At 43.0% G+C, this 13,920-nt stretch carries 13 protein-coding genes; 6 read left to right on the top strand and 7 right to left on the bottom strand.

Translation table 11 applies throughout. The annotated features are described in order from the left end of the window. Positions 1-145 precede the first annotated feature (145 nt). From MB380_RS12560 to MB380_RS12550, 3 genes are all read left to right on the top strand, one after another. A complete protein-coding gene (locus tag MB380_RS12560; RefSeq protein ID WP_253522924.1) occupies positions 146-1,513 on the top strand; it encodes an FGGY-family carbohydrate kinase in 1,368 nt (455 codons plus the stop codon). 244 nt (positions 1,514-1,757) lie between these two features. Continuing rightward, a complete protein-coding gene (locus MB380_RS12555) occupies positions 1,758-2,774 on the top strand; it encodes a zinc-binding alcohol dehydrogenase family protein (RefSeq protein ID WP_253522906.1) in 1,017 nt (338 codons plus the stop codon). A gap of 128 nt (positions 2,775-2,902) precedes the next feature. Next, positions 2,903-4,000 carry an acyl-CoA desaturase gene (locus MB380_RS12550; RefSeq protein WP_253522893.1) on the top strand — a complete coding sequence of 366 codons (1,098 nt, stop codon included), beginning with the start codon at positions 2,903-2,905 and terminating at the stop codon, positions 3,998-4,000. Between the two features lie 365 nt (positions 4,001-4,365). Here MB380_RS12550 and MB380_RS12545 read toward each other — a convergent pair whose 3' ends face one another. The 3 genes from MB380_RS12545 to MB380_RS12535 all read right to left on the bottom strand — a co-directional run bounded on the left by MB380_RS12545 (position 4,366) and on the right by MB380_RS12535 (position 6,550). Beyond that, on the bottom strand, positions 4,366-5,040 hold the full coding sequence (locus MB380_RS12545; protein WP_101726179.1) for a response regulator transcription factor: 675 nt from the start codon (positions 5,038-5,040) through the stop codon (positions 4,366-4,368). Positions 5,041-5,138: 98 nt separating this feature from the next. Further along, positions 5,139-5,924, bottom strand: a complete 786-nt coding sequence (locus MB380_RS12540; protein ID WP_253522890.1) for a sensor histidine kinase — start codon at positions 5,922-5,924, stop codon at positions 5,139-5,141. Next, entirely contained in the window at positions 5,891-6,550 is a 660-nt protein-coding gene (locus MB380_RS12535) for a hypothetical protein (RefSeq protein ID WP_253522887.1), read from the bottom strand. Before MB380_RS12535 ends, MB380_RS12540 begins: the two co-directional genes overlap by 34 nt. Positions 6,551-7,123: 573 nt before the next feature. Between MB380_RS12535 and MB380_RS12530 the strand changes: the two genes are divergently transcribed. The 3 genes from MB380_RS12530 to MB380_RS12520 all read left to right on the top strand — a co-directional run bounded on the left by MB380_RS12530 (position 7,124) and on the right by MB380_RS12520 (position 9,798). Continuing rightward, a complete protein-coding gene (locus MB380_RS12530; RefSeq protein ID WP_253522883.1) occupies positions 7,124-9,001 on the top strand; it encodes an asparagine synthase-related protein in 1,878 nt (625 codons plus the stop codon). A gap of 200 nt (positions 9,002-9,201) precedes the next feature. Then, positions 9,202-9,345, top strand: a complete 144-nt coding sequence (locus MB380_RS12525) for a hypothetical protein (protein WP_253522880.1) — start codon at positions 9,202-9,204, stop codon at positions 9,343-9,345. A 309-nt stretch (positions 9,346-9,654) separates the two neighbouring features. Next, positions 9,655-9,798 carry a hypothetical protein gene (locus tag MB380_RS12520; RefSeq protein ID WP_253522877.1) on the top strand — a complete coding sequence of 48 codons (144 nt, stop codon included), beginning with the start codon at positions 9,655-9,657 and terminating at the stop codon, positions 9,796-9,798. A gap of 9 nt (positions 9,799-9,807) precedes the next feature. Here MB380_RS12520 and MB380_RS12515 read toward each other — a convergent pair whose 3' ends face one another. The 4 genes from MB380_RS12515 to MB380_RS12500 form a co-directional block, all read right to left on the bottom strand. Next, positions 9,808-10,659 carry a sulfotransferase domain-containing protein gene (locus MB380_RS12515; RefSeq protein WP_253522874.1) on the bottom strand — a complete coding sequence of 284 codons (852 nt, stop codon included), beginning with the start codon at positions 10,657-10,659 and terminating at the stop codon, positions 9,808-9,810. Positions 10,660-10,662: 3 nt separating this feature from the next. Further along, the gene (locus tag MB380_RS12510; protein ID WP_253522871.1) at positions 10,663-11,595 is read right to left on the bottom strand and encodes a hypothetical protein; all 933 of its coding nucleotides are present in this window, start codon (positions 11,593-11,595) and stop codon (positions 10,663-10,665) included. Positions 11,596-11,654: 59 nt separating this feature from the next. Further along, on the bottom strand, positions 11,655-12,284 hold the full coding sequence (gene pyrE / locus MB380_RS12505; protein ID WP_253522868.1) for an orotate phosphoribosyltransferase: 630 nt from the start codon (positions 12,282-12,284) through the stop codon (positions 11,655-11,657). Positions 12,285-12,619: 335 nt separating this feature from the next. Beyond that, entirely contained in the window at positions 12,620-13,906 is a 1,287-nt protein-coding gene (locus MB380_RS12500) for a hemolysin family protein (RefSeq protein ID WP_253522865.1), read from the bottom strand. Positions 13,907-13,920 lie beyond the last annotated feature (14 nt).

The raw sequence follows: 13,920 nt of genomic DNA, 5'->3' as shown, positions 1-13,920 counted from the left end.
GCTTACTTTTAGGTATAAAGTAGTCCGGGTGTTTTTTTGGTGGCTGTGTAATAAAATATTGTTGCTTCATGCCCAATAAAACAAGTTCTGTTAAGAATAATTAAAACTGTTTCTTAATTTTGGAAACTTAAAAAATGAAAACTCAATGACACAAAAGAAAGCCACGATTCCGGTTTGTGCCGTTTTTGATATTGGTAAAACAAATAAAAAGTTACTCGTTTTCGACCAGAATTATCAGATTCTACACGAAGAACAGGTGCAGCTTGATGAGTCGCTCGATGACGACGGCTTTCCGTCAGACGACCTCCTGCAACTCACCAACTGGATTAAAAACAGCTTTCAAGTCCTGTCAGAAAACCCCAACTATGATATCAGGGCCCTTAATTTCTCGGCCTATGGTGCAAGCCTGGTACACCTTGACGGCAACGGAAAACCCCTGGCGGCCTTATACAATTACCTGAAAACCCTGCCTAAAACACTTCGTAATGATTTTGTAGAAAAATACGGTAGCGATATCTACCGCCAAACTGCTTCGCCAGACCTCGGCATGCTCAATTCGGCTATGCAGTTGTATTGGCTCAAAAACCAGAAGCCTTCGCTTTTTCATCTCATTCGTCATTCATTACATCTGCCACAGTATTGTAGCTTTTTGTTTACCGGCCAGCCCCTTTCCGAAATCACCAGCGTGGGTTGCCATACCCTGCTTTGGGATTACGAAAAACACAATTACCACGCCTGGGTAGAGGCAGAGCACTTGCACTCGGTGCAGCAAAAACCTATGCTTACTAATGAGGTAGTGGTAGATACCGCCACAGGCCGGGCTATAGGCATAGGCGTGCACGATAGTTCGTCGGCATTGGTGCCGTACCTGCGTACTTTTGACGAAGAGTTTGTGCTGCTGTCAACCGGTACCTGGGCCATCAGCCTTAATCCGTTCAACCAAGAGCCGCTTACCACTGCCGAAATGGCCAAAGATTGTCTGTCTTACCTGAACTATGAGGGCAAACCGGTGAAGGCATCCAGAATTTTTGCGGGCAATGAGCATGAACGGCAGGTGAAACACCTGGCCGATTATTTCAATGTAAATGTTAATTATTATAAAGAGGTAAGGTTTGATACCAACCTGATTATGCACCTCCGCAAAAAATACAAACAGGCCACCCCCGAAACAGCCGACGTAACGCTAGACAGCCCCTTTGTAGAACGCAACATTAACCTCTTTAAATCGTACGAAGAAGCCTACCACCAGTTTATGCTAGACCTGGTGGCGCAGCAGATAGCCTCTTTACGCCTTACCATAGGCCGTAAGGGGGTACGCAAGATTTTTGTAGAAGGCGGTTTCTCTAAAAACGAAATATTTATGAATCTGCTGGCCGATGCATTTTTTCACAAGCAGGTATTTGCCTCAGAAATTGCGCAGGCATCGGCATTAGGCGCTGCGCTGGTTATTCATGAACACTGGAACTCCCAACCCATACCCGAGCAGATTATTCGTTTAAAGCGATATTATTAAAATTACCGCAATGTATTTAGAATCGGGGTATTTAAACTGCCAATAAATGAAGAGATTGGGTTGAACCATTCAGTTCAGCATCTTCAAGTGTTTTGGTACAAAACTGAATCTCAACCTGTTTCTCAAATCATTCAAAAAGTATTACAGGTGGCTTGGCCACCCCGGGTATTTTACTAAAAAATCAGGAAATGCCCAACCCTCTCTAAAAAAAAGGAGGGAAAACAAAAAAGAATCGAACATAAAAATGAAAGCATTAACCTTACAGGAAGCAGGAAAGTTTGAGTACCAATTGGTGAGCGAGCCTGCTCCCTTACAACCACACGAGGCCCTTGTAAAAGTACACCGCATAGGTATTTGCGGCACAGATTACCACGCTTATCGCGGTCGGCAGCCTTTTTTCTCTTATCCACGCATTTTGGGCCATGAGCTGGGTGTTGAAGTGATAGAAACCGGCACTGCTGTAACCAACGTTAAACCCGGCGACCGCTGCGCCGTTGAGCCTTACCTGCACTGCGGGCATTGCCAGTCTTGCCGTAACGGCAAAACCAATTGCTGCGAAAACCTGCAGGTGCTGGGCGTGCATACCGACGGCGGCATGACAGAATACCTGAAACTGCCTGCCGGCAAACTTTATGCCTCGGCTCGACTGAACTTTGAGCAACTGGCCCTGGTTGAAACCCTGGGCATTGGCTGCCATGCCGTTAACCGTTCAGGTATTACCGCGGCCGACAAAGTGCTGGTAATAGGGGCGGGGCCCATAGGGCTGGCCTGTTTGCAGTTTGCCAAAATTAAAGGTGCAAAAGTGGTGATGCTGGACGTAAACGAGGCCCGCCTGAATTTTGCCAGCAATACCATGCAGGCTGATGCCACCGTAGTGGCCTCAGACAACAGCCTGGAGGCCATTAAAGCGCACTTGGATGGCGATATGCCCACGGCCATTTTTGATGCCACCGGCAACCCCGGCTCTATGATGCGTACCTTTGAAATGGCGGCTTTTGGCGGCAAAATTATATTTGTAGGCTTGTTTCAGGGAGACATGACTTTCTTTGACCCGCTTTTCCACCGGCGAGAACTCACCATTTTTGCCAGCAGAAATGCCCTGCCGGAAGATTTTAATAATATCATTCACTGGATGGAAGAAGGCCGCATTGATACCAACGCCTGGATAACCCACCGCGTGGCCTTTGCAGACGTGGCCGATAGTTTTGAACACCTGCTGCAGTCGGGGCATGAACTGGTAAAGGCCGTGATAACGCTATAAAAGCTAATGAAAAAATAAAAAGTTCCTTAAGTACAATATTTTTTTCATTTAAGCGTTAGATTAATAGATTCTTCAGGGGAAAGTTAGTACCTTGTGAAAGGACTACCTAACCCCATTAAACCCCTTTAATGAAACCTTCAAAATACAACAGAGTGAAATTCCTCAATAAGGATAAATCGCTCTTTTTTTCAGTTCTGCGTTCAAAAGTAGATAGTTATTTCCACGAAAATCAGATTCAGAAAACAGGCGGACAAAAAATAATGGTAAAGGCAATATGTATGTTGTCTCTTTACCTGGGTTCTTTTGCGCTTATTTTAAGTGGGCAATGTACCTTATGGCAAATGTGGCTGCTTACCATACTGATGGGTGTGGGTGTAGCCGGAGTAGGTATGTCTGTAATGCACGACGCCATTCATGGCTCGTTTTCAGAGCATCACTGGATCAACCGCCTCTTTGGTGCCTCTTTGTACCTGCTTGGGGGTAATGTTTACAACTGGGAGATACAACACAACCGCCTGCATCATACGTTTACCAATATTCATGAGGTAGACGAAGACATCACCGGCAAGTTTCTGCTGCGGTTATCGTGCAGCGACAAACTCAAACGCATACACAGATTTCAGCATATTTATGCTTTCTTTTTATATAGCCTCATGACCTTGTCTTTTCTCTGGAAAGACTTCAAAGAAATTGCTTTATATAACGAGATGTCTAAAACCGGGCTGGTTAAGTCGTACCCGCGCAAGGAGATTTTCCGCCTGCTTATTGGCAAAGTGGCTTATATTCTGGTAATTGGTGTTTTGCCGATGGTGGTTTTAAATTTGAGCTTTGGCCAGTGGCTGATTGGTTTCATGACTATGCACGCCATAGCAGGGCTTATACTGAGCACCATTTTTCAGCTGGCGCACGTGGTAGAAGGCGCACACCAGCCATCGCCCGACGAAAAAGGTAATATCGAAAACTCATGGGCTATTCATCAGCTCAATACCACTTCTAACTTTGCCAGCAGAAATTACCTGTTATCATGGTATATCGGCGGGCTCGACTACCAGATTGAACATCATCTTTTTCCGCATATATCGCACGTGCATTACCGATACATTTCGCCTATTGTACGCAGCACCGCCGAAGAATACGGCATACTCTATAACGATAAAGCATCATTCATTAACGGCCTCGACTCACACATCAGAATGCTGAAGCATCTTGGGAAGTTAACCAATTAGTGAATGAGTGATTTAGTGAATTAGTGATTTAGTGATTTAGTGAATGAGTGATTTAGCGGCCGCTAAATCACTCATTCACTAATTCCCCGCAATTATAGAAATTCATTTACACAATCACTAATTCGCTCAATCAGCGGAACGCCGCCCGCTCATTCACTAATTCACTCAATCGCTCATTCACAAAAGCGTCGCCCGCTCATTCACTCAATCACTCAATCACTAATTCACTCATTCACAAAAGCGCCGCCCGCTCATTCACTAATTCACTCAATCGCTCATTCACTCATTCACAAAAGCGTCGCCCGCTCATTCACTCAATCACTCAATCACTAATTCACTCAATCAGCGGAACGCCGCCCGCTCATTCACAAAAGCGTCGCCGGGTCCAGCAGGTTATTTTTGATGGCAAAAACAACAAGCCCGGCCGTGTTTCTGACACCCGTTTTTTCAAGCAGATTATTCCGGTGGCCGTCAACGGTTCGGATACTGATAAATAATTTCTCGGCAATTTCCTGCGCGGTGTACTGGCGGCAGATGAGGTCAAGTACTTCCAGTTCGCGCTGCGTTAACGTAGATGGTATGTTTTGTGGTATCAGCAGCCGGGGTTTCTTGCCTGTCAGGCGGTCTTTCATGGTTTTCAGAAAAACCTCATTGAAATAAAAACCCTTCTCAATAACCGTTACAATGGCTTTTTCTACTTCGGCAGGCTCAACATTCTTAAACAGATAACCATTAATACCCAGCTCCATGAGGTGCGCCACAAAGCGGTCATCGCTATGCACTGATAACACAATAATCCTGATATCCGGGTAGTCGGAGTGCAGAATCCTGGTGGTTTCAATGCCGTTCAGTTCGGGCATTGACAAATCAAGCAACACAATATCGGGCTTTACCTCAGCAGTTTTAATGGCATCAAGTAAAGTCTTGCCGTTGTCGGCTTCTAAAATAATCTCCATTTTATCCAGATTATTAATGATGGCGGCCATCCCTTTTCTGAATAAAATCTGGTCATCTGCAATAGCAATTTTAATCATCTTCATAAGTATAGTATAGCAAACCTATACAGGTACTGGTTGACAAAGTTCAATTTGTATATAATCAGTAGCAGGTTGAAGACTGATATTAGGTACGTAAATACCTACAAATCCGGAATTTCAATATCCACTCTCAGGCCGGCACCGGGAGATGTCTCAAACCTGGTCTGGCCGTTAAGCAGCCGGGTTCGGGCCTCTATATTTTTAAGACCAAGGCTTCTTTTCTGATACGCTTCTACAAAATCAAAGCCCCTGCCGTTGTCGGCATATTTAATGGATAGAAATGCATTTTCTTTCCTTATCGTTAGCGTTAGTTCTGTGGCTTCAGCGTGCTTTACAGCATTATTCAGTAACTCTTGTAAGAGTCTGTAAACGGCCAGGCTTTGGGTATTGCCCGGTTGTTCGGGTATTTCTACAGTCAGATTGATGTCAATTCCGGCAACGGCCATTACTTTTTCGCAAAGGCTTTCAATGGCATAAGGCAGGCCAAACTCTTCCAGCCCTTGTGGCAGCAGGTCGTTTGATATCCGCCTTACGTTGTCTATGATGTTATCTATCAGCTGTTTGTAGTCTAATGTGGTTAGTTGTGGCCTGGTGGGTAGCTCATTAACCATCAGCCGCATCACAGACAAAGACGCGCCCACCTCGTCGTGCAGGTCGCGGGCCAGCCTTTTGCGTTCTTGCTCAATGGCATCCATAGCGCCAAAAAACAGCTCGCGCTGATGCTTGGCTTCTGCTTCCTGAATACGAATGCGGTGTTCAAGCATCCGGCGTTGGTAAAGCACCATAAAAATTACAATACCGCAGGCCATCATTAAAAGCATCAGTGTACCACCAATTATCATCACATACATATCTAGTGGGGCTCCTGTTGTTGCGGGCTGTACCATAAACCAATAGCAATAAATATATAGGTCAAACCCAACAGGCAGGCATGAATTGCCCACGATAACATACTCAGGCGGAGGTCCATCCTCAATAGCAAATTTCCGAGTACAAATAAAAACAGACTCCCTGCAAAGTAAAACAGAAATCCGGCATTAATCCAAAATAAAGGAGATTTTTCTATATAAATAATCTCTAGCGTTTGAATCATCTTATAATAGGTTGCCAGGGCAAAAAATACAAAAATGATGCTTTCAAGCCCACGCGGGTAAGTATTGAACCCTGTAAGTGGTTGCACGTATATAAAATTGAGCACAGCAAGCACTGTAAAAAGCGCAATAGCCACATAAAAAACACCCTCTGGTATAAAATTTTGCAGATAGGTTTTATAGAACCAGCTGATAATGGCAAACTCAATGATGGTATAGAAATGCAGAAACGGCAGGTTGTTATTTAACAATTCAGCAGTAACGATTGACACCACCTCAGAAAAAAGCGCAAAGCATAAATAAACAGCTATGGCCTTCAGCTCTTTTGTCAGGTGTTTTTTTCTATACACAGCAATGGCAACCGGAAAAAGCAATACAACTGAAACATACGTTACCAGCCAAGTTGTAATTTTTACAAGCATCGGGTGTCTTTTTTAATAGTCAATTATATAACCCGGCGTCAGGCTGACAGCCCTGCCGGGTACATATTTTCAGAAAAAGGAGTTCTGGGGGGCTTACCTGTAAGCGCCACAACAAATGTAGCCCTTTTTTAAGGGGTTGCATACCCGTAAAAATACCTGTTTTATAGGTGTTATGGCAAATACGTAAAACTACGCAAGCGCAAAACAGGTATTTTTACCCGTAAATTATTTTAAAATTATGCCCATTTTTGCATGTTGGTTTTCCGGTACGCCTATTGTTATTTTGTGAGTCTTAATCAGGGTTGCTAAATCAGCAGCACAATGCTCTGCAAAAGATAGCCGGTAAAGCACGCATCAGATATTAATCCATATCAACGCACCACATTAAAAATATATTAGGGTTTGGCCTAACTAAGTCAGTAAATGTCTGCTTATCATTAGCGGCACATTTCTTCTTTTTATTTCTCTACCTTTATTTATTTGGTTTACCTGCGCCGTACTAATTCTGATTTATTATTTATCTTTGCGCCCTGTCTTATTTTAACCTTAACAGGTACCACCTGATTTGCAGCCATGAGCGCCATTTTTGGAATCATCTTTACGTCTCCACCAGAATCTGATGCAGCCTTTGCAGCTATGCAACAAGCCATGGCACACAGGGCCAAAGACGGTAAAGGTACATATCATGATACCCGGGCGTTTTTAGCCACATACCAGCTTATTACGTCTGTGAGGCAGCATAACGAGCTATTGCCGTATCAGGAAGATGAATATGTAATTACCTGCGACAGCCGCCTTGACAACCAGAGCAACATCATAAGCCTGCTGGGCCTGCCCCATAAAAACCATGAAATAGCCGACGCCTGCCTGATACTGAAGCTATACCGTAAATATGGCAGCAACTGTACCGATTACCTGGATGGTGAGTTTGCCTTTGTAATCTGGAACAAAGAAACCAGAACCATCTTTGCAGCCACCGACCACATGGGTTTCAGGTCTTTTTATTACTATTACAACGGGCAGGCGTTTGTGTTTGCCAGCGAGATAAAAGGTATAACAGCCGCAAACCAGACCCCGAAAAGATTTGACAGGAACAATACCGTAAATAAGTTTATGGTTAATTTTGATGGCGGTACTTACGATGCCGACATCAAACAACTGCCTGCGGCTACCCGTCTTACCTGGCAGTGTAATGAGCCACATTCTATTGGGCTTTACAATTACTGGCAGCTTAAAAAGCAGGGCAGGTATGCCTTTACTAACGATAATGACTGGGCAGCCTGCATGAGAGAACTCATTATCAATGCCGTTAACAAAAGGCTGGATACCGACAAGCCCGTGGGGATTTCGTTAAGCGGCGGGCTAGACTCCTCATTTCTGGCTGGTATTCTGGCCACAGAGCTGCAAAAAAAGAATAAGCCATTATATACTATTTCTAACGTATTAAGCCCCGATTACACAGGAACCCAAAAAGACGAACGCTATTATATGGAACTAATGGGTAAAAAGTATCCTAATATTCAGCAGGAGTTTATTGATTTTTCAGACGGTTCGGGGCCTTTCACTAATCTGGTCGATACATTTGAACGCCTCGAAGTGTTGGCCTATCCTTTTATTTATACAGATAAACGCCTGTTTGAAACCGCAAGCCAAAAAGGAATAGGTTTGTTTTTTAATGGTTTTGGCGGAGACTTCGCCATGTCTTACAAAGGTGATGGCCTGATATATGACCAGCTTAAAGCGGGTCAATTACGTGCGGCATTTAAATCTTTAGCCTTTATAGCCGCCGATAACAAAATATCATTTCTTCAGGCTTTCAGGACATGCATACTGGATAACTCTTTTGCCAGAAAACTGTACGAACCCATTCTTCCTTACCTTCGGCTAGAGAGGCAGGCTTTGCTAAGTAAAGAACTGGCACCTCTGGCAGCCGGAAAAGTAGCCTTCGGCGCAACAGCGTCAGTTAAAAAAAGGCTGGCCGCCATTATTAATACTGGTACCTTGGGTGGGATGCTTTTTAGTACGCAAAAAAAACTAAGTGCCTCTTACGGTATAGAAAGCACGGTTCCGTTGCTTGATAAAAACCTGATGGAGTTTTTTATGGATATTCCGCCAGAGCAGTTTCTGGTAAATAACTGGCAGCGGTCTTTAATGCGCAGGGCTATGGACGGTTTTGTGCCACAGGAAATTCAGTGGAGAAAAGACAAGAAGCCATTTGTTCTTGATTTCACCGAAAAGTTCATTCAATCGCATACATATATAGATACTGTTCTACAAGATGCCAGCTATGAGCGCAGCAGGCAGGCACTTCATGTAGATCGTTTTAAGACGTTGTACGGGGCTATTCTTGAAGGCAAACGAAACAATACTGACTGCCGTATTGCTGCATGGGCAGTTGAACTGGTGGCATACCTACACTGGCTTGAGGCGAAAGGTTATTTTTATAAATAAGTTTAGTTTTCTAAAATAGAATTTCTAATTTTGTTTTACAGGATTTTTCTGATTCATTAATGCCAGATTAAGCCATTTTTTATCAGATTTTCAGGCTTGGCTATCATTACCATCTTAAATTTTAATTTTCTGCCGTTTTTTTTTCAATTAGTAAATAAAATTATTCATATCTATTATTAACAAATTTTTTTATATCTATTATGGAAGTTAAAAAAGAAGTAAATTCAGAATTGCCAGTTAAAAAAAACTGGGAAACACCAAGGATAGTTGTTTTATCTGAGAATGTAATAAAAGGACGCGGTCAACCAGGTACTGACGGCGCGGGTACTGATACCGCTTCCTGATAATTATATCAGGTAACCAAACCTTTTAATGGTCTTCTGTTGGTAATTGATAATAGCATCTACTTGTTCAGTACTTAGCTCATTAAGCCAGTTACCTTGCAGGCCGCTTCTAAAAAAATCAGGGGTTTCAACGCTGAATTTCTTCTGTTTTCCCCGGTTTTTCGAAAACTGCTTTGGTTATTGCATAATACATTTATAATTAACTGATTAGCAGGTATTTACAGTTGATTATATTTTTATTTGAGTGACCCAGCGATTAACCCGGAAAAAGTAAAAAATATTTATCTATAAATTTTTAATAATTGTATTATGGAAGATTCAAATGTAGTAAAAGCAGAATTGACTGTTAAAAAAACCTGGGAAACACCGAGAATAGAACTTTTATCGGCGGACATAATAGAAGGGTCATCTAATACAGGCAATGATGGAGGCGGAGTTTCAACCGGTTCATGACCGGATAAACTAATAGCCAAAGCGGGTCATTACTTCACTGTGGTTTTGTATTAAGGTTTCCACTTCCTGGGCACTTAGCTCATTAACCCAGTTACCTTGCAGGCCGCTTCTAAAAAAACTAGGGGTTTCAACGCTGAATTTCTCGTTGAAACCTTTTTCATTTTCCTGCTTTTTCAGTTTATCAAAAGCAGTAGCTTCAACGGCAGCCCTGATGGCATCATCGCTGTATTCAGTTACGCCTGTATAAACCAGTAATTGCTTAAATACCTGAAAGGGGTTTTCGAGCATATCTTCATACCTGACTACATATACAGGAAAATTCGGGCCATTGGTCCAGCTCTGCACATGCGAACTCCAGTCTGATAAATACTGTCTGAACTGATTACGATTGTTCAGATTACCATGTTGCGGCACAAAAAAACCTGCTTTATTGCAAAGCAGAGTTAAAGCATAATGAATAGGTTTATTTAAATGATTGGCCAGAGAAGCAACAATATCAAGCGGATTTCTGATAAAATAAATGGCACAAAGGCTTGCATCTTCTGGTACTATGGGTGTAGTGCCGTTTGCCTGCACAAAAGCATCATGAATTTTTATATACAGGTTTTCTGTTGAATCAGCAGCAATTTTTCTAAAAACCTCCGGCTGCAGTAATTTGGCTTCTTCGTCATAAAGATACCGCGAGTCAATTCCGCTTACGCTCTCAAATATATCTCTCGACGAATATATCATCTGGAAACGAAGACGGTTAATATCTAAATTGCCTTTATTGGCAAGTGCCGACAAAAACAATCTGAACCAGGTATTGCCACTTTTGGGATATGAGGCCAGCCATACAATTTTACGAAGTGTGTCTTGCATAGGTTAGCAGATTTTGGTTTCAATAAACTTTACCATTTCATCAATCGAATCCTGGTGTACCGAGCGCCTGATACGGTACGCGGTTTTGTTTTTAAGAAAATTGCTAAGCACATTAAACACCAGTTGCCTTTTATTGAAAGATTTACCATGCAGGCTATCTGTGTGTGCTTTAAACAAGCTGGCATAGGATACACCTGCTGTATAGGCGCTTTTTTGGATGGTAGCCTCTAATAAAAAAATGGTTGTTGCTGCCTGATACGGGTAAGTCAGGAACTCATCATGAATAAACGTATTGTATTTGGGCAATTGAGGCCGTATTCTCATGCTTTCATCCGGATTGCCCAATTGAAGTATTTTGTAGGCATCTTGCCATAATTTTATAGTAGCATAACCTGCCAGTATTTCTATTTCTCCTTTGGCATTGTGGCGCATAACGCACATATCATCAGTAAATACTTGATAACCTCTTTGCTTTAGAGATGCCAGAAGGGTAGACTTGCCTGCTCCGCTGCGCCCTACAAACAAAACCACCTGGTTGTTATAGATAATACCTGATGCTTTCAATGGTATCAGATTTCTCTGAAACAGTATCTGTGGCAAAACCTGATTCAGTAAAAAATGTCTGATGCTTTCAGCGTCGGCATTTTTAGCCGGGTCAATCCATATTTCTTTACCATCTCTTGCATAATAGCCTGCCACATTCGGTAACCTGAAAATGTACTCATGGGCACTTGCCATATAGCCGGGGCCAATGTCTGTTACCTCGGCTGTTGGCTGGTCTGGTACCGGGCCTATTCTGATGCTGAGGTCTGCCGGGGTGGCATCGCCCGGTACCAGTTCAGGCAATGGCAGTTCAGAGCTTATGTTGATACCACAACCTTTATAAATATAAGAGACCATTCTGATAGATTCTGAAAGGCAGATACCACCTGCCATATAAACAAAGCGACAGAATGGGGTTTCTGCCTCGTAAAAGATTGTATCAATTCTTGTGCTTACTTACCCCAGGTTTCGGGTTTTCTGCGCCATTTTTTAAGCGATTCCAACGATTCAGCCGATATATAATTCTGCTTGATGGCCTCGTCTATCAAGGCATTATAATGGCTCAGCGTTACCAGCGGCACCTGTTTGTCGGCAAAGTTCTGGTCGGCTACTTTAAAGCCATAGGTAAAAATGGCTGCCATACCCACCACTTCAATTCCGGCGGCGCGCAGGGCGTCAACGGCTTTCAGAGAGCTGCCACCTGTTGATATCAGGTCTTCAATAACCACCACTTTCTGTCCTTTTTCAATACGGCCTTCAATCTGGTTGCCCATGCCGTGTTCTTTCGGTTTGGGGCGCACATAGGCAAACGGCAGGCCAAGCGCCTCGGCTACCAGCGCGCCTTGCGGTATACCGGCAGTGGCTACACCAGCTATGAGTTCGGCCTCAGGAAAATGCTTTTTAATGGCCTTGGCCAACGATTTTTTAATAAATGTTCTTGCTTCCGGGTAAGACAACGTTACGCGGTTGTCGCAATAAATGGGCGAGTTCCAGCCCGAACTCCATTGAAACGGCTGGTCGGGGCTTAATTTTACGGCCTTGGTTGATAACAGATAAGAAGCAATTTTACGCGAAGTGTTCATTCAGATATTATATTAGGTAGCCTGAAGGCAAAAAATGTTACTGGTTATATATTTCAGGTAAAGCCTTTTATGAGGTTTGTACCTTGAATTTCAGGTTTTTAGAGAGAATTTGTGTTTTCTTAAGTACGCAGAGACCCATCAGAACGGTATATCTGTAGAAAACACCTTGATACTAAAGGTGAATCCTGTAAGGATGGTATATTAATCCATCGTCCCAGCGGGACTTGAATTTTTCTAAGGAATTTATTCTACCGATAGATCATCCCTACGGGATAACGAAGTAGTGAATGTCAGAAAATGTTTTGAGTTAATCTCAACCCTTATTTTACAATTCATCAACTCTCTTTTGATACCTTCATTACCAGAATCTTGTCAATCCGGTTTTTGTCCATGTCAATAATTTCAAATTCGTAGTCTTCCCATTCAAATTTATCGCCGGTGTCGGGTATCTCTTTCAATATGTTCAGGGCAAAACCGCCCAGGGTATCAAAGCCGGTGTATTCGCGGCGATTGTTAATCTGAATATCAAAATGATTCAGAAAATCATCAAAAGGCAGGGAGGCATCCACCAGAAAACTACCGTCTTCACGTTCAAAAATCTCGTAGCTAAACTCATTATCTACCGAAATATCACCCACCAATGCATCCATAATATCGTTCAGGGTAATCATACCCAGCACGCTGCCGTACTCGTCAACAATAATACCCACATGGATACGCTCCTCACGGAATTTCTCTAAGGCCTGGTACGCATGGTTGTTTTCAGGTATAAACAGTGGTTCTTTCAGCACCTGTTCCAGGTTTCTCAACTCAGTGTCCAGGTCTTTGCCCAACAGGTTTTTTATATACAATAAACCAATAATATTGTCGATACCGTCTTTACAAACCGGATACACCGAGTGTTTGTATTCAATAATCTTGGCTTTGTTTTCTTCAACGCTGTCTTCTACGTCCAGCATCGTAATTTCGTTACGGCTGGTCATCAGGGTGGTAATTTTCCTATCGCCCAGATGAAAAACGTTCTGCACAATTTCCTGTTCAATCTCGTCAATGGCTCCGCCGGTTGCACCTTCCTGAATCATCGATTTTATTTCTTCTTCAGTTACTGCAAAGTCAGACTGCGTAATGCCGAACATCTTAAAAATAAGGTCGCTGCTTCTGGTGAGCAGCCATATAAACGGAGAAGTAATTTTCGACAGGATGTTCATCGGCGCGGCTACCGCTTTGGCTATGGCCTCGGGGTTTGCCATGCCTATACGTTTGGGTACCAGTTCGCCCAGTACCAACTGTACAAAGCCGATAATGAGTACAATAAGCCCCACCGATACTTCATTGGCATAAAGTGGCGGGAAACCCCAGGCCAGCAGCGTATCGTGCAGGTGTAGTGTCAGGCTGTCGCCTGAAAAAATACCCGTCAAGAGACTGATGAGGGTGATGCCGATTTGAACCGTAGATAAAAAACGATTGGGAGAATTAGCCAGGTCTAGCGCTGCCTGCGCTCTTTTATCACCATTTTTGCTTGATATTTCTAGTTTAGTTTTGCGGGATGATACCAGGGCAATCTCTGACATAGAGAAAATACCGTTGAGTATTACTAAAAAAAGGATAATTAAAATTTCCATTTAGAAGTTTTTGG

Origin of the sequence: Emticicia sp. 21SJ11W-3 (genome assembly GCF_024138715.1) — a bacterium.
Taxonomy (GTDB): domain Bacteria; phylum Bacteroidota; class Bacteroidia; order Cytophagales; family Spirosomataceae; genus Emticicia; species Emticicia fluvialis.
This window is presented reverse-complemented; position numbering and strand designations above follow the sequence as displayed.